At 50.2% G+C, this 17,740-nt stretch carries 10 protein-coding genes; all 10 read left to right on the top strand.

All coding sequences use genetic code 11. From position 1 onward, the window contains the following. The first annotated feature begins 25 nt into the window (after positions 1-25). The 10 genes from FSB84_RS27060 to FSB84_RS27020 all read left to right on the top strand — a co-directional run bounded on the left by FSB84_RS27060 (position 26) and on the right by FSB84_RS27020 (position 17,557). Positions 26-625, top strand: a complete 600-nt coding sequence (locus FSB84_RS27060; RefSeq protein WP_130544104.1) for an RNA polymerase sigma factor — start codon at positions 26-28, stop codon at positions 623-625. Positions 626-694: 69 nt separating this feature from the next. Next, entirely contained in the window at positions 695-1,927 is a 1,233-nt protein-coding gene (locus tag FSB84_RS27055) for a FecR family protein (RefSeq protein WP_130544103.1), read from the top strand. A 215-nt stretch (positions 1,928-2,142) separates the two neighbouring features. Beyond that, the gene (locus FSB84_RS30750) at positions 2,143-2,379 is read left to right on the top strand and encodes a hypothetical protein (protein WP_158644148.1); all 237 of its coding nucleotides are present in this window, start codon (positions 2,143-2,145) and stop codon (positions 2,377-2,379) included. Continuing rightward, positions 2,373-5,639 (top strand): SusC/RagA family TonB-linked outer membrane protein, encoded by a 3,267-nt coding sequence (locus tag FSB84_RS27050; protein WP_158644147.1) that lies wholly within the window; start codon positions 2,373-2,375, stop codon positions 5,637-5,639. Before FSB84_RS30750 ends, FSB84_RS27050 begins: the two co-directional genes overlap by 7 nt. Positions 5,640-5,679: 40 nt before the next feature. Then, positions 5,680-7,098 carry a RagB/SusD family nutrient uptake outer membrane protein gene (locus tag FSB84_RS27045; RefSeq protein ID WP_130544101.1) on the top strand — a complete coding sequence of 473 codons (1,419 nt, stop codon included), beginning with the start codon at positions 5,680-5,682 and terminating at the stop codon, positions 7,096-7,098. A 150-nt stretch (positions 7,099-7,248) separates the two neighbouring features. Further along, positions 7,249-9,969 (top strand): alpha/beta hydrolase family protein, encoded by a 2,721-nt coding sequence (locus FSB84_RS27040; protein WP_130544100.1) that lies wholly within the window; start codon positions 7,249-7,251, stop codon positions 9,967-9,969. A gap of 24 nt (positions 9,970-9,993) precedes the next feature. Further along, positions 9,994-12,795 (top strand): alpha/beta hydrolase family protein, encoded by a 2,802-nt coding sequence (locus FSB84_RS27035; RefSeq protein WP_130544099.1) that lies wholly within the window; start codon positions 9,994-9,996, stop codon positions 12,793-12,795. Positions 12,796-12,806: 11 nt separating this feature from the next. Further along, positions 12,807-15,497: a glycoside hydrolase family 2 protein gene (locus tag FSB84_RS27030; RefSeq protein ID WP_130544098.1), complete on the top strand. Its 2,691-nt coding sequence runs from the start codon at positions 12,807-12,809 to the stop codon at positions 15,495-15,497. A gap of 197 nt (positions 15,498-15,694) precedes the next feature. After that, complete coding sequence (locus FSB84_RS27025; protein ID WP_130544097.1) at positions 15,695-16,291, top strand: RNA polymerase sigma factor; 597 nt, start codon at positions 15,695-15,697, stop codon at positions 16,289-16,291. 93 nt (positions 16,292-16,384) lie between these two features. Next, a complete protein-coding gene (locus FSB84_RS27020; RefSeq protein ID WP_130544096.1) occupies positions 16,385-17,557 on the top strand; it encodes a FecR family protein in 1,173 nt (390 codons plus the stop codon). Positions 17,558-17,740 lie beyond the last annotated feature (183 nt).

Below are 17,740 nucleotides of genomic sequence, written 5' to 3'. Positions count from 1 at the left end.
TTTACGTTTCAAATGTTGACAATATTTGGTTGACTCTGATTGGCATATCGATAAAGATTTATTCTCCCGCATAGCCGATGGCGATGCGCAGGCCTTCCGGGTACTATTCGAGCGATTCAAAAAGAAGTTTTACAGCGCCGCCTATAAAATGAGCGGCTCCCATTTTTTTGCCGAAGAAATGGTGCAGGAAACTTTTATCCGCGTCTGGCAGAAAAGATCGTATCTGCGCGAAGCCGACAACCCGCTAGGTTATCTCCATACTTTATTTTACCGGCTGTTGAGCCAGCAATATCAGAAAGACGCAGCAGAACGCCTGCGGCGTGGAGGCGTAATAGATATGCCCTATTCCGATGAGCTGAGCGGAGAAGAGTTGCGGGCTCTGGAAACCAGATATCAACAACTCCAAAAGGCCATCGATCAGTTAGCGCCACAACAGGCAAGGGTATTTCAACTGATCAAAGAAAAAGGACTGAGCAGGGAAGAAGTGGCCCGGCAGCTCGATCTCTCTCCCAATACCGTGCGCAATCACCTGGCAGAAGCCATCAAAACACTGAAAAAACTCGCTAAAACAGGCATCGGCCTGTGGTTGACAGCCATCCAGTTTTTTATTGCGGTAAAAAAGTAAAAAAAATTAATCCCAACCCTGGTACAATCTTGTTATCGTGCTATCATACTATTATAGATACTTTCCACTATGACTTTATCCAACGAACGGATCACTTATTTATTGGAACGCTATACAGACAGGACCGCCACGGTACCGGAGTTGCAGGAATTGACTGTTTGGTTGGCCCAACGGGAGGATGATGCACCGCTCCACAGCCACTTGCAAGCCCTGATTGAACAACCCGAAGCAACGCTGCAACAAGTGAACTGGGATCAGTTGTACGCGGGCATTGAAGAACAGATGACAGGCCAGTTGGAGCAAACAGCGGTAACAAGTGATACGCCGGGGCGTATTGTTCCTTTGCGGCGCAACAGATTCCTTCGCTATGCAGCGGCCATCCTACTGCTGGTGGCGGTGGGCGTTACCTGGTTTGCGATACAACGCAATCAGACTGATACCCGGCAACCGCTGGTAAACATCCCTGGCAAAACAGATATTCTGCCGGGAAGCGATAAAGCAATATTGACTCTGGCGGATGGCAGCATCATTCCGGTGGACAGCGCCGTCGATGGACAACTTGCACAACAGGGCAATGTTTCCATTGTAAAACTGACCGATGGACAGATCGTTTACCAACCCGGGGGCGCCAGTAATAATATGGCGCTACTGAATACCATGTCTACTCCAAGAAGAGGGCAATACCAGTTTGTGTTGCCCGATGGAACAAAGGTTTGGCTCAACGCCGCTTCGTCCATTTCCTATCCTGTTGCCTTTGCAGGGAATGAAAGGAATGTAAGGATCACAGGTGAAGTGTATTTTGAAGTGGCCAAACGTCCGGGGCAATCCTTTGTGGTGGATATCGATGGAAAGTCTACCGTGGAAGTACTCGGCACATTTTTCAACGTCAATGCCTATTCGAATGAACCTGCGATCCGTACCACCCTGCTGACCGGCAGTATTCGCGTAACCGGAGCCGGTAGTGACAATGAGATCCTGAAACCCGGTCAACAGGCTGTAATGGCCAATACTGGCAATAAACAGACTTCTTCTAAAAGTATTTCAGTATTGTCAGGCGTGGATCTCAACAGGGTAGTAGCCTGGAAGAACGGGATGTTCGATTTCGAGAATGCCGATATACATACCATCATGCATCAACTGGAAAGATGGTACGATATAGAAGTGAAGTATCAAGGTAAAGTCCCTGATATGGTTTTCAAGGGAGAGATGTACAGAAACGTAAACCTGTCTACCATGATCGAGTTTTTTAAAGGGAATGGCCTGCATGTGCGGCTGGAGGGAAAAACGCTGATCGTGGAATAATCACCGGACGCGGGCGCCGGAAGTTTCAAAAAATACTTATTGTAAAATGAATACACCGGAACGGTAATGGCAGTGGCATGCCTGCACCTAACTGTAATCAATACCTGCTCTGACAAAAAAATGACCGGCTGTGGTTGTAACACTGCCGGCCGATGTCCGGGCAATAAAATGAAGTCTGGCAGACTTTTCTTGTATCACCAAAACAATGCGAAATTATGCAAAAAACTGCTTTTTGCGGTGGCGCCGCCCGTGGGGGCTACCGCCGCATCACCAAAACTCTGTTAGTGATGAAACTAACAACCGTGCTGCTGCTGGCTGCAATGGTAAATGTCAGCGCCAAAAGTTTCTCCCAGAATATCAGCTTTTCCGGCAAAGATGTGCCGCTGAAAGAGGTGTTCAACGCTGTGAAAAAACAGTCGGGCTATGTTTTTTGTACACGGAAGATGTGCTGAGGTTATCAAATCCTGTTTCCGTTTCCGTCAGTAATTTTCCATTGGACCAATTCCTCGAAAGGGTCTTTGCATCACAACCACTGGATTACCGGATCGATGGCCGGAGTATCTTCATCAATCTAAAGGAAAGGACAGTATCATCGCCTCCTGAAAAGCCGGCGCCGGAGCGCATCAGCAAGGTTGCGACGGATAATTTCATTCCTGTTCGAGGCCGTATACTGGATGAAGAAGGCAAGCCATTGACGGGCGCTACCATCCTGATCAAAGGCGGTAAGAGCGCCACCATTACCGATGCTGAAGGGATGTTCACAGTTCAGGCGGAGATCGGGCAACTGATCCATATCTCCTTTGTGGGCCGCGGCAGTGTTGAGCTCAAACTTGTTTCAGCTTCCAGCATCATCGTTGTGGCCACAGACCTGCAGCTGGATGAGGAGGAGGGAAAAACCAAAACCAGCGTACCGGTTATCGGGCAGACCATTCCGCTTCGTTCCAATAGTTTTACCATTACCCTTCCAAAGTTCAGTTCCAAACTCGATGAAATGGTGGTGATAGCCTATGGCACCAATACCCAGCGTTACAATGTGGGCAATGTGACCACCGTAACTGCCAAAGACATTGCCAAAAGCCCGGTTACGGATCCATTGCTGGCGCTGCAGGGCCGCGTTCCCGGTATGACCATCAACCAGGTGACCGGAGTGCCGGGCTCCGAAGTGAAAGTGAATATCCGCGGCCTCAATAGCCTCACAGCCGGTTCAAACCCACTGTTCATCGTAGATGGCGTTCCTTATTCGCAGAACGTGGTGAACACTGTTGGTTATGGCGCACAGCAGGGAGCTTCTGCGCTTAATTTTATTAATCCTGCTGACATTGAAAGTATCTCTGTTTTGAAAGATGCAGACGCAACGGCCATTTATGGGTCCAGGGGAGCCAATGGAGTGGTGCTGATCACCACTAAAAAAGCGAAGGCGGGCGATATGAGGGTGGATCTGAACGTGTATCACGGTGTTCAATCCATCCCATTGAAGAAGATCAGGCTGATGAATAACAGCCAATATCTTGCGATGCGCAGGGAAGCTTTCTACCAGGATTCGATGGCTGCACCTGCTGCAAATATCAAACCTACTATCGACAATGCACCGGACCTGGTGTTTTGGGATACTGCTTACCAGATGGACCTGAAGAAAATTGCCATCGGCAACAATGCCAGTACCACCAATGCCAGTCTCTCCATTTCAGGAGGCAATGAACAAGTGCAATACTTACTGGGCGCCACTTACAACAGGCAAACTACTTCCTTCCCCGGCAATCATTACCAGCAGAATGCTACGATCCGTTTTGCTTTGAGCGGGGTGAGCCTGAATAAGAAATTCAGGACTTCTTTGTCTGGCAGTTACAATTTCATCGATCAGAACCTGCCAAACCTGGATCTAACGATGATAGCTATGCGCACACCGCCAAATTTCCCTCCTTTCCTGAACCCGGATGGCACTTTGAATTTTGCACCGAACCCCATCACGGGCAGGACCACTACCCGTTCTCCGCATCAATACGCACAGATGATCGGTGGAAGGGAGAACCCTGCCAGGTCCAATAACCTGGTGGCCAGCCTCGATCTCAACTATACGATACTGCCGGGCCTGGTAGTGAAGACAACCATGGGATATAACAAGCAAACCAGTACGCCTTCCGTATTTGTGTACTCATATATTTGGGACCCTGCCGATGGCCCTCATTCCGCGGATGCTTCCTATGGCAATGGTATCGGTGATTCCTGGATCGTAGAGCCACAACTGAGCTATACCAAACAAATAGGGAATGGCAAATTGCTGTTCCTGCTCGGGTCTTCGTTCCAGGTTCTAAAGCAAAGCGCCCAGCATACAGGTATTCACAATATCACCAGTGACCTGATGATAAGAAACCTTTCCGGGGGCGTATCCTCGGTGTATGGCAGCAGTTCCGAATACAGGTACACTGCCGCTTTCAGCAAGATCAACTATGAACTGGCTGGTAAGTATCTTTTGAATATCTCTCTCAGAAGGGATGGCAGCAGCCGTTTCGGGGATGATCGCAAATTCTCCAATTTCTGGGCAGCGGGCGCCGGCTGGATCTTTTCGGAAGAGAGAGCCATCAGGGATGCACTGCCGGTGCTTAGCTATGGCAAGCTGCGCGCCAGCTACGGTATTACCGGAAATGATCAGATAGGAGATTATGGTTACCTCGACCGCTATCAGATCATCGATAGCTGGAATGGCGGAGGGTCGATATACCAGGGGGCTATCGGTCTGGCACAAGTGAGTCTCTTCAATCCCAATTATGAATGGGAGAAGACCACCAAGCTGGAGTTCGGACTGGAAGCGGGTTTCTTCAAAGACCGTCTGCTTGTAAATTTCAGTCATTATATCAACAAATCATCCAACCAATTGCAGAGCCTTACACTGCCCGGCATGGTGGGCGCTACAACAGTGTCTGGCAATATCCCTGCCACCATCCAGAACAAAGGACTGGAGATCATGCTCTCAACGGATAATGTACACTCCAAAGATTTCAACTGGAGATCCACCTTCAATATTTCATTCCAGCAGAACCGCTTGTTGGAATATACCGGTACCGACAGCAGGTTCCAGCAAATGGTGGGCAAATCGCTTTCCATCGTTTACCTGAGTCATTACCTCGGTGTGGATCCTGCACAGGGCAGGTTCCTGTTTGCCGATGCCGAAGGCAAACCTGTTTATGCTGATGGGGCTGTGGATCCAAGGGCCGTTGCCATCGATCTGGCGCCACGTTTCTTCGGAGGATTGGAAAATACCTTCACCTATAAAAGATTCACCGCCTCTGTTTTCTTCCAGTACACCAAACAAAAAGGACCTGATGCTTCGATGGGCGATCCTGCTTATAGTCCCGGCGGAATATTCAATCAATGGACCTACCTGGCGGAAGACCGTTGGCACAAGCCCGGTGATATCGCCAAACGTCCGCGATACAGCCAGAACGGGAGCCTGAACTATGATAACTCTATTTTCTTCAACAGCGATGGCGCTTATACAGATGCCTCCTATATCCGTTGTAAGAATATCTCATTGTCATGGGAACTGCCGGACAACTGGACCAATAAGGTCTGGCTCAAAAGATGCCGCCTCTATATACAGGTGCATAATGCTTTTACCATTACTCAATACAAAGGCTCGGATCCCGAAACCCTGAGCTATAATAACCTGCCGCCACTCAGGATCTATACAGGAGGCATCCAGTTATCTCTTTAGAAAAATAGATTGTATAACAGGAACAACTAAACGAAAAGAAATGAAAAGATACAGATATATACCGATGCTGGCCATTATTGCTCTTGCCGGCATCACTTCCTGCAAAAAGTTTTTGGAAGTGGAGAACCCTCCAAACCAGATTGTGGCCAGCGATGCTTTCGGCAGCAACGAATCTGCCGCTTCCGTGATGGCCGGGATCTATGTTCAGTTGGCCAATGCTGGTTTTATGCAGGGGGACGGCTCTATTTCCAGGAATTGCGGATTGAGCGCCGATGAATTCAAGTACCCGGTGAAAGATGATTTCTTTCTGAACAATGCGCTGGGAGATCAGTTCTGGACTGATCTCTACAAAACCATTTACATCACCAGCAATACCATCGAGAAATTACAGGAGGCCACCAGTGTGATGCTGACTGCCAACGTCAAAAAAGAATTGACAGCCGAATGTAAATTCCTGCGCGCCTGGTGTTATTTCTACCTGGTGAATTTGTATGGCGATGTGCCCCTGATCACACATAGCAGGTATTTCGAGAATGCACAATTACCCAGGACGCCGGTGGCAAAAGTGTATGACCAGGTGACCAAAGATCTCCTGGAAGCAAAAGCCGACCTGGATGACCAATACCTTTCCTGGGATGCCAAAACAAAAACCAATGAAAGATCCAGGCCCAACAAATCGGCTGCAGCCGCCCTGCTGGCCCGCGTGTATCTCTACCAGAAAAAATATGCAGACGCGGAAAAAGAATCCGCTGAAGTGATTGCCCGCACGCAGCAATACAAACTGCATGCTGAGCTGGATTCGGTATTCCTGAAAGAAAGCAGGGAAGCCATCCTGCAGTTGCAACCCACCGATCCCAGGTCCAATCAACCCCATGTAAAGGATGCCATCACTTTTCTGGGCTATTACTGGGATGGCGCTACCAGTCATATCGCCGGCAGGGTATGGTTGAGTGATGCACTGCTGAACAGTTTCGAGTCCGGAGATCTTCGCCGTACCTACTGGGTAGGAGAAGGGATCGACACCGTAGCTGACCGCTTCCCTTACAAATACAAACAGTATGCTGTGAATGCTCCATCGAAGGAATACCTGGTGATGCTGCGCCTGTCGGAACAATATCTCATACAAGCCGAAGCACTGGCTGCCCGTGGCGATTTCACCCATGCGCTGGAAAGCCTCAATGCCGTTCGCGGGCGCGCCGGACTGGATGATCTCGATCTGACCGATCCCACTGCCTTTGCAGCGGCCCTGCTCAAAGAAAGAAGGACCGAGCTTTTCAGCGAATGGGGACATCGTTGGTTCGATCTGAAACGCCTCGGCCTTATCGATGAAGTGATGAACCAGGCCGCTCCGGTGAAAGGCACGAGCTGGAATGTCAACAAGGCGGTATTTGCCATTCCTTATGCCGATCTGAGTGCAAACGGTCAATTGAAACAGAATACCGGTTATCCATCCCCGTAATATCGTTCATTAAAACCCCTCTTTGCTCAACTGGTCCGGGTGAGGCCGGTGAATGCCTGGTAACAGCCGGCAGGAACCGGTGCTGCCACTGGCATGCCCTGCCAGTCAATGGGCCGCTTCAATAATTTTTCTTCACGATAAAGCCAATTTATGCAAGGTTCCTTATTCCTGCCGGGCATGCTATGCCTGGTGATGACTGCCGCCGCACAACAAAAACCGGTGGATAAAGATATTCCCGAACAGTGGGTGTTCCTGCGGGAGACTGCCCTGAGCGCCGATGGAAAATACATCGCCTATACAACTGGCTCCAAACGATCCCCCGATTCGGTTCAGTTGCAGGCTACAGACCGTTCATGGTCTGTGAAATTCCCCGGCACTATCCAACCGGACTGCTTTTCAGCCAACAGCGGCAAATTCGTCTTTGCAGACCAGCGCAAGCTGGTGGTCATAGATCTCAAAACCAGGAAAACAGATTCCATTGCCGGTGCAGGCAACGGATTGCTGCCGGAGAACGGCAACGGACAGTGGATGGCATACACCCGTTTGGATGCCGGTAAATTGATACTGAGAGATCTGTTCACCGGGAAAGAAAAGAGCTATGATGAAGTGAGCCGTTGCCTTTTTGATCCGCAGGGAAAAACGGTTGTGCTTATACGTAAGAATGAGATACTCTGGGTTGAACCAGGCAGCCAGCGAGAATACCGGTTGCCCGTAGAGGGAACCGTTGCCGATTTGTCTTTCGATAGAACTGGCCGGCAGCTTGCGCTGATCACGAGGGCTGACACTGGTTGCCGACTGTTCTATGCGCAATGGGGGCAATCATCCCTGCGCCGGTTTGCTGAAGAAGGCGCTCCCGGTGTGAAAAAAGAATTTCATGTAAGGGAAGGGCAAATCAGTTTTACGCCTGATGGCAGTTCGCTTTTTTTCTATCTCGGAAAGGAAAGGCCGGTACTGCAGCCCGGTAAAGATGTGATCACCGACAAGGTGAATGTCTGGAGTTATCGCGACACCGAAGTGCAGCCCAGTCAACTGCACAGAAAGGATGAAGAATTCACCAGGATGTATGCGGCCTCATTGCATATTGCCAGCGGAAAGATCATACAGCTGGAAGATGAGAACCGTATCCTGAATTTCAGCGGTAAGGGGAATAAGCTGGTATTGGTGTGTAACCGGCCTGTTTCGCAAGGCGAGCTCTATTGGAACGGTGAGACCCAGAAAGTATCGCTGCTATGGTTGGAAAGCGGAAAGGAAACAGTATTGTATGAAGGGAATGATCCCGCACTCTGGGCATACAATGAATTCTCCTTCTCTCCATCGGAAGACAAACTGGTTTGGTTCGATGCCGTGAGTCAACAATATAACTGTTATCATATCGAAACAGGCGTTCGCCGGGCGATCACAGCTGGAGTGAAAGATGCGTTTTCCGGTTACCTCTGGAGAGGCAGCCCGGCAAAGAGTATCCATTGGCATTATGGCCTTGGCCCTGTATCCTGGCTGGATAATGAAAATGCGTTGATACAGGCCCGTTATGATCTCTGGCAGATCGGTCTTTCCGGTAAGCAAGCCCCCCTGAACCTGACCGGTGGTTATGGAAACAACAACCAGGTCCGTTTCCGGGTGCTGGATGCCGAATACTTCGATGAAAGCCATGCTGTACAAAGGTTTGGCAATAATCGTGTGTTGCTCTACGCTTTCAGCGAGATCACCAAACAGAACGGCTTCTGGGCAGTGAGGCCCGGCAAGGCCGGCAGCCAGGAAAAGCTGGTGATGGATGATCATGCCTGGTATTTTCAACCAAGAATAGCCAACAATAGCGGGCATATCGCCGAGCCCGACAAATTCAAGCCTGTTCGCGCAAAGCAGGCGGAGCTCTATATGGTCAGAAGGATGAGCAGCAGCGAAGAACCCAATATTTTTGCCACCCGCGATTTCAGGAATTTCACGCCCATCAGCCAGGTCAGCAACGGAGGCGCAACAGGCCGCTATGATGGTTCCAATACCCGGCTGGTATCTTACCCGCTTCCGGACGGTTCCATTTGCGATGGTGTGCTGCATACACCGGTGCACTTCGATTCCACCCAAAAATACCCGGTCATTTTCACTTACTATGAACGGCATAGCGAAGTAAAGAATGCTTACAGGTTCCCTGAAGTATCGCGGGCTCCATTGAATATACCCTGGTACCTGAGCAGGGGCTATCTCGTATTTGAACCGGATTTTTATTTCACCACCGGCAAAACATCGGAGAGTGTGCTGGTCTCCATCGATGGGGCGGTGCGTCAACTGGCAAAGATCCCTTTTGTGGATACGGCCAGGATGGGCGTTCAGGGCCATAGTCATGGTGGCTATGAGACCAATATCATAGCAACCGGCTGTCATTATTTCAAAGCTGCCTGCGAGGGATCAGGTTATTCCAACGTGATCTCGGAATACGGCAGCCTCCGCCCTGGTGGCATGAACAACCAGCGGGCTTCGGATATCGATCAACGTAACCTGGCGGTATTTCCCTGGGAGAAGCCGGAAGTTTTTGTTGCCAATTCTCCCGTTTTCCATATCGGTAAAATGACAACGCCCTTGCTGATCATGCACAACAAAGACGATGGGGCTGTTAATTTTTCTCATGCCATCGAAATGTACCTGGGCATGAGAAGGATCGGGAAACCCGTATGGATGCTGGAATATGATGAGGAAGGTCATTCCGTGGAAGACTCCATGAACAAGCTGGATTATACCATCCGCATGCAACAGTTCTTTGACCATTACCTGAAAGGTGCTCCGCCACCCGTCTGGATGACGAGAGGCATTCCGGCAAAAGAGAAAGGATGGGTATCCGGACTTGCATTGGAAGCGGATCTTTCTAAACAACCCTGACAAACTCAATAAAAATAATACACCATGAAACCAACCAGGATGATCCGCTCACGGGATAGCCTATACGACCGGATCAAATACCTGCTAACCCTATTGGCGCTGGCAGGCAGCCAGTACCTCTTCGCACAAAAAAAGCCCATCGATCTGGAAGCTGTAGACCGATGGCACTCTTACAAGGATATGAGCGGCCAGGCGGGCGTGATCAGTAATAACGGACAATACTGCGCCTGGTCCTGCACAAGGTCCCGGGATCGGAGAGATTGGACAGTGCTCTCTGATCTCAAAACCGGCCGCCAATGGGAGTTCCTGGGCAATAATCCCCATTTTACCGGAGACAGCCGGTTTTTCATGGACTCTGCCGGCGGCGATAGCCTGGCAATGGTACGCCTCGCAACCAACACGGTTGAATACCTGCAAGATGTGAGGTCATGGTCCCTTGCTGAAAATGAAAAGAACAGTTTCCTGTTGTGCAGGTCCGGCAAGCAGGAAAATGTAATGAAGTTGATGAACCTGAAAACGCGTAAGGAACAACGTTATACCGGGGTTGAACAATACTGGGTGAACAGCCAGGCATCTTACCTGGTAGTGAAGGATGCGGAGGGCTTGTTGCTGATCAACCTGCTGGATGGCGCAGAGCGGAGAATGGCCGAGCCCGGAAGTGTAAGCATGCTTGCTTTTTCCGGTAAGGGAGATACGTTTTGTTATCTCTCCGGTCCGCAGGAAGAACAAGTGCTGAAATACGCCACTGTTGCGGGTTCGGCGCCACAGATAGCCTGCGCTTCCAATAGTGATGGCTTCCCGGCCAATATGCGGATAGGTGGATCAATGATGCCGGGGTTCACTGAAGATGACAGCGGCATCTTCTTTTCATTACAATACAAAAATGCAAATTCACCGGCAGCAGGAGATATCATTTCAAAAGCAGTAAATATCTGGTCGTACAAAGACAGTGTGCTGCTGCCTGCCCAGCATGAACCCGTTAATAATTTTACTGCAGTTGTATTTCCTGCTACAAAAAAGGTATTGCAACTGGAAGATGAACAATACCGGATCGAATTTGGTGAGGTCAATAAAGGGCGTTACATCATTCTGTCTTCGGTGATCAATCAGGGAGAGTTCTATTGGAATAAGCAGATAAAAAGGAGTGTACTGCTCGATATGACCAATGGCTACCGGAAAGAGCTATGCGCTTTGCGCTATCCGGCTTTCGAGCTTAGCTTTTCACCGGGCGGACGTTTCATAATATGGTACGATTATCACCAGAGAAGCTATTGCAGTTATGAGCTGAGCACAGGCCAGACAAGGCTGATCTCTGCACAGGTGGAGGAGCCATTGGTATTGTCGGGAAGGGGAGAAGCGGATAAGCTGAGAGACAAGGCAGCGTACGGGATCGCTTCCTGGATGAAGAACGACGAGGCTTTACTCGTGTATAGCTGTGACGATATCTGGCAACTGGATCCCCTTGGCAAATACAGCCCGGTGAACATAACTAACGGATATGGTAAAGCGAATGATATCCGCTTCCGCCTGCTGAAAACAGAAGACAATGAACTGATGACCCTGGGCGGGCATTGGCTGGCCTATGCTTTCAACAGGAGGACCAAGCAGAACGGGTTCTGGGCTATCAGGCCCAATGTGCAGGGCAATCCGGAAAAGAAAATAATGGACGATCATGCCTGGTATTTCATGCCTACTGCGCCCATCGTTCCTGAGAACAGCGGCGTGGACGCCACTTCCTGCAGGCCCGTGAAAGCAAAGAAAGCGCAGCGCTTCCTGGTGAGACGCATGAGCTCCGGTGAACCGGCTAATCTTTTCTGTACTTCGGATTTCAAATCCTTTCAGCAGGTGAGCCGGTTCAGCGCACCTGCAGGATACAATATGGTGAAGGCTGAACTGGTTACCTGGACGTTACCAGATGGACTTCCCGTGGAGGGCATCCTGCACAAACCACAGGATTTCGATCCTTCCAAAAAATACCCGGTCATCTTCAATTACTATGAGCGCCGCAGCGAATGCCTGAATGTTTTTCGCGTACCGGAGCTGTCGTGGCATAACGTGAATATTCCCTGGTTCGTGAGCAGGGGTTACCTGGTGTTTGAGCCGGACTTCTATTACAAGACCGGCAAAACGTATCAAAGCATTGTAGATGCAGTGAACACTGCTGCAAAAAAACTGTCCACTTTTCCTTATGTGGATATATCCCGCATGGGTGCGCAGGGACAGAGCTTTGGAGGCTATGCAACCAATGTGATCGCCACCGGCACCACTATTTTCAAAGCCGCCTGCGAGATGGCCGGGCCTACCGATATCATCAGTGAATACGGAAGCATCCGGCCCGGCGGCACCAACAATCAGAGCAGCGCCGATGTGGGGCAGCGCAACCTGGCTGTGTTTCCCTGGGAGCGGCCGGAAGTATTCATCGAGAACTCTCCCGTATTCCATGTGGGCAGGATGACCACGCCATTGCTGATCTGCCATAACCGGGGCGATGGTGCGATCCTGTTTCCCCAGGCCGTGGAGCTTTATCTCGCCATGCGCCGCGCAGGTAAAACCGGGTGGATGCTGGAATATGATAATGAAGATCACGACCTGCGTGAAAGACCCAACCAGCTGGACTTTACCATTCGCATGGAGCAGTTCTTCGATCATTACCTCAAAGGCAAACCTGCACCTGCCTGGATGACCCAGGGAATTCCCGCGAAGCTGAAAGGGATCGATACCGGATTCAAGACCGATACAGGCGGCAACTGTTCTGCTTCCTGTACCATCTGCAATGCCCTCGCACAGCGGGCCGGCAAAGACAGAGACAATTCAAAACGCAAATAAAAAATACACAAATGAAAAAACAATGGATCATGGCATGGCTATTACTGGGCCATGCTGCCTTCACAGGCTGTGCGCAACAGGGAACCGGTTACCAGGTGCAGCCCGGCGCCATTCAAACGCGCTGGACCAATACCGTTAGTCCTTCCAATGCGTTGAAAGAATATCCGCGTCCCCAGTTGCAAAGAAAGAACTGGACCAACCTGAATGGTCTTTGGGATTATGCCATTACAGATAATGATGCGGCTACTGCTAACAGTTATGAGGGAAAGATACTGGTGCCTTATCCGCTCGAGTCAGCCCTTTCAGGCGTCAAAAAAGCGCTTCAACCCGAGCAACTGCTTTGGTATCGCAGGAATTTCAGCCAGCCAACAGTGCAGGAAGGAGAGCGTGTGCTGCTCAATTTCGGTGCTGTGGGATGGGAAGCCACCGTGTATGTGAACGGGCAGGAAGCAGGCTATCATACCGGCTCCTATACCGCGTTCAGCCTGGATATTACCAGCCTGCTCAAAAAAGGCAGCAACGAGTTGGTAGTGAAAGTATCCAATCCACTGGAGAAAGGCATTGGGCCCAGGGGCAAACAAACACTGTCCCCCGGCGCCATCTGGTACACGCCCAGCAGCGGCATCTGGCAAACGGCCTGGCTGGAAACAGTGCCGGCAGATCATATCGGGGGGATCAGGATCACGCCCGATGTAGATCGCTCAACCGTAACCGTTATAGTACAGGCTGCAAGCGATGCAGCCATCACTGTGCAGGCTGCCGGACAAACAGTGAAAGGAAAGGCCAATACACCCATTGCCATTCCTGTAGCCAATCCCAGGCTCTGGACCCCCGATGATCCTTATCTCTACGACCTGGCTATCACCCTGGGCAAAGACCAGGTGAAGAGTTATTTCGGGATGCGGAAAGTGGAGATCAAAAAAGATGAAAAGGGTATCGATCGCATCTTCCTCAATAACAAGTATACCTATAATCTCGGTACACTCGATCAGGGCTTCTGGCCTGATGGTTTGTATACTGCACCTACTGATGAAGCCTTGCGTTTCGATATCGAGGCCATCAAGGCCATGGGCTTCAACACCATTCGCAAGCATATCAAAGTGGAACCTGCCAGGTGGTATTATCATGCCGATAAATTAGGTATGCTGGTATGGCAGGATATGGTGCATCCCAGTGTGAAATTCGGCAAGCCCGTAAGCAAGGAAGCCAAAGCCCAGTTTGAAAAAGAGAGTGCCGAGATCCTGGAACAATTGTACAACTATCCCAGTATCACCACCTGGGTGGCTTTCAATGAAAGCTGGGGAGAATATGATCAGGCAAGGATCACCCAATGGATCAAGACCACCGATCCTACCAGGCTGGTGAATGGTCATTCCGGCGCCGCCATTGTGGATGGAAATTTACCCGATCATGCCAGCCGGGAGATCATCAACAAATCGGTGAACAGTGATATGACCGATGTGCATTCCTATCCGCCGCCAACCCTCCCTGCAAAAATGCCGGGCAAGGTGATGGTGCTGGGAGAGTTCGGAGGTATTGGCGTTCAGGTGCCGGATCATCAGTGGGATGATATCGCTTCCGGCTGGGGATACGGTGGCACTGTGAGTGCAGGTGAAATGAAGAAAAGATATGCCCTGATGACGGACTCTCTTGTGCAGCAGGAAAAACGTGGATTGAGCGCTTCCATCTATACCCAACCCTTCGACGTTGAATCCGAACAGAATGGTATCATGACCTATGACCGGGAGATGATCAAAATACCTTTTTCGGAATTGCGCGCCATTCATCAGAAGCTTTGGCCCACCACCAGGAATTATGCAGGGCTCACCGCTCATATCAAAGCCAAAATGGTGGATACCGGAACTACCGGTTACAAGGATTTAGTGGCCGCTTATGAAAAAGGAAAAAGAGATCCGTCATTCCTTCGTCAACTAACGGTGAGGGCCAGGTTGGAAAAAGACAAAGAGATGCGGACCAAAGCAGCGAACGATTATATCAGGCAAATGAAGGATCCTTTCCAGGAACGCAACCTGCAATTCATCAAGAACTTCACTTACAGCGCCAGCGATGCGGGCTTCCCGATCCTTTACAACAATATTGCAAAAGTGAATGCTGTCCTCGGTAAAGATGAAGCTGAAGCCAGGATCACTTACGCGATAGAGAATGACGAGATCAAACCTTACCTGCCCGGTGGAAGCGCCTGCAAGAATCCGGAGAACGGAAGCACTGGTACTCGTCCCGACTGGGCCAGCATCGAAAAAAATGCAGTGAAGAAATATGGACGGTTAGGGCAGGAGATCGTATGGCAGAGCCGTGTGCTTTGGTCTGTGAACAATAAAGATTGGGAAGCCTATGAGCAAAACCTGATCCCCTGGTTCAAACAATTCGGTAGCAACCGGAAATGGATCGGTGCAGGATTGCTCAATAGCCTTGGCTGGTCTGTATTTGAGCAATCCACCAATCCTGCTTTCCTGGAAGAAGTAGTGAAGATGACGGCTCATGCCTTGATGCTGGAAGAAGATGCATTATTACTGGATACACATGCTAATCTTTTGTACAAGCTCGGCAAAAAAGAAGAGGCATTGAAGTATGAAGAAAAGGCCCTGGCTTATGACCCGGGCAATGAAGACCTGCAGAAAGCATTTGCAAAAATGAAGGCGGGACAACCTACCTGGCCGCAGCCTGGAGACGAATCAAAATAAGTACTGACAAAGGCCCTGACATCACCCGTTTGGATGGAGGGGCCGCTTGTCATTGCCATACACGAGCAGCAATTATATAGCCTGAAGAACATCGCCAGCCCACTCCGGGCTGGCTTTTTCGTTTCTGTTATTTTCCCGGATTTTTCCATTAAGTTTACAGCCTCAGTGAAAAATACCCAGCGACAAAACAACAGGAATTGACCAGCAACGGCTCCCATACAGACAACATACTTTTTCAAAGGATCGCACAAGGAGATGAATCCGCCTTTGAAGAACTTTTCCTTCGCTATGTTCCGCGTATCAGTCCGGTCATCATTCAAATCACCGGCACCGAAGCCATGCTGAAAGATATTGTACAGGAAGTTTTTTTACAACTCTGGATCAACCGCGAACGTTTGCCGGAAGTGAGAGAACCGGATAACTGGATCTTCAAAATGGTGTACAATCGTTCCTATAGCTGGGTGAGGAAGCAAGTGGTCCGTGACCGCCACCAGCAATCGGCCATCGGGGAGCAGGAAGCCTCCGGATGGGAAGATCCGGAAGCATGGTTTTCATTCGAGGAAACGGCCCTGATCCTGCAGCAAGCCATTGCAACCCTTTCTCCGCAGGCCCGGCGGATCTTCCATCTCAAAGAAACTGGCAGCAAGATCCAGGAGATCGCAGCGGAGGCGGGCATCTCTGTGGATGGCGTAAAGAAATCGCTCTACCGCTCTGCACAGCAAATAAAAGCATACCTGGCAGAACGTGGCATTTCCCTGCCGCTATTCCTGCTGGTCTGGTGGCTCGAAAAATAATTTCCCCAACCTTGTCCACTTTTGGTCTTTTCGGGAGACTTCATTCTACCAGGGTATTAATATCCTGTTATCCTGGCATTAATCAGGCGAACTATGGAGGAATCATATCGAATAAAATATTTACTGGAGCAGGTACAACAACGGACGGCAACCCGTGCCGAACTGGACGAGCTGCTCGGTTTGATCCGTTCCGATGAGGATGGAAGTATAACGGCAATGATCACCCGTTTTCACTCGGATTTGTTGAGATCCGGAACTGCAGGCATATCTTCTTCGCAAATTGACTGGCCGGCGGCTGCCGCCGAAGTACTTCAGGTGACCAGGCGGGCGGTTCCCGTTCGTCGCGTCCCCCTTCACCGGACCTGGTGGGCGGCCGCCTCCATTGTTGTGCTGATCGGTTCCTGTCTGTATTTCTTCTGGACCCGCTCCGGAACGGATCATGATAGCAAGCCGCCCGTGGTGGCGGGTACAGAAGCGATAGCGCCCGGAAGTAACGGAGCCATCCTGACCCTGGGAGATGGACGTCAACTGGTACTCGATTCTTTGCAAAATGGTGTGGTGGCAGTAGAGGCGGGAACCGAACTGCAGTTGCAACATCACCAGTTGCAATACGAAAACAAAGCGCAAAGCGCCACCACTTTCAATACACTCACTACACCCAGGGGACGGCTGTTCACGGTGGTTTTACCCGATGGAACGAAAGCCTGGTTGAACGCTGCCAGCTCCATCCGGTATCCAACAGCGTTCATAGGTGAAAAAAGAGAGGTAGCCATAACAGGCGAAGTGTATTTTGAAGTGGCGGAACTGGCTACAAAACCTTTCTCAGTCCGCGTCAGTGAATCGGTGCAGGTGCAGGTACTGGGCACCAGTTTCAATGTGAATGCTTATTCCAATGAGCAGTCCATCAATACCACTTTGATAGAAGGAAAAGTAAAAGTGATGGCTGGTGCAAGTCCGGCAATATTGACACCCGGTAAGCAAGCCAGAATAAAGGCCGGTAAAATTGAAGTGTTGAGCACTGATACCGATAAAGTGATGGCCTGGAAGAATGGCTGGTTCAATTTTGAAGGAGTAACACTGCAGGAGATCATGCGGCAATTGGAACGCTGGTACGATATCGGGGTGGTGTACCCGAATGGCGTACCCGATATCGACCTGCATGGAGAGATGACACGGGATGTGACCCTGCAGGGATTGCTCCGCGGTTTGAAGGAACTAGGCTTACAGTACAAATTAGAAGGAAAGCAATTGATCATTTTACCATAACCCCATTTCACCTCATCCTACCGGATCTCCCATAAAAAAACGAACCGGCAGTGCGCTAACACTACCGGCCAATTCCGGGTTGATTCAACAGACGCGAATCCATTTTGTCAACTCCAAACTGCTTGCAATTTATGCAAAAAAACTGCTATTGGCCAACGGCTGGCCCATGGGGGTGCCGTGGCC

It is taken from the genome of Pseudobacter ginsenosidimutans (assembly GCF_007970185.1).
GTDB lineage: Bacteria > Bacteroidota > Bacteroidia > Chitinophagales > Chitinophagaceae > Pseudobacter > Pseudobacter ginsenosidimutans.
This window is presented reverse-complemented; position numbering and strand designations above follow the sequence as displayed.

Excerpts from the sequence above, each read along its gene's own strand:
- FSB84_RS27030 (WP_130544098.1), top strand. The coding sequence starts at position 12,807 with ATGAAAAAACAATGGATCATGGCATGGCTATTACTGGGCCATGCTGCC.
- FSB84_RS27045 (WP_130544101.1), top strand. The coding sequence starts at position 5,680 with ATGAAAAGATACAGATATATACCGATGCTGGCCATTATTGCTCTTGCC.
- FSB84_RS27055 (WP_130544103.1), top strand. The coding sequence starts at position 695 with ATGACTTTATCCAACGAACGGATCACTTATTTATTGGAACGCTATACA.
- FSB84_RS27040 (WP_130544100.1), top strand. The coding sequence starts at position 7,249 with ATGCAAGGTTCCTTATTCCTGCCGGGCATGCTATGCCTGGTGATGACT.
- FSB84_RS27035 (WP_130544099.1), top strand. The coding sequence starts at position 9,994 with ATGAAACCAACCAGGATGATCCGCTCACGGGATAGCCTATACGACCGG.
- FSB84_RS27020 (WP_130544096.1), top strand. The coding sequence starts at position 16,385 with ATGGAGGAATCATATCGAATAAAATATTTACTGGAGCAGGTACAACAA.
- FSB84_RS30750 (WP_158644148.1), top strand. The coding sequence starts at position 2,143 with ATGCAAAAAACTGCTTTTTGCGGTGGCGCCGCCCGTGGGGGCTACCGC.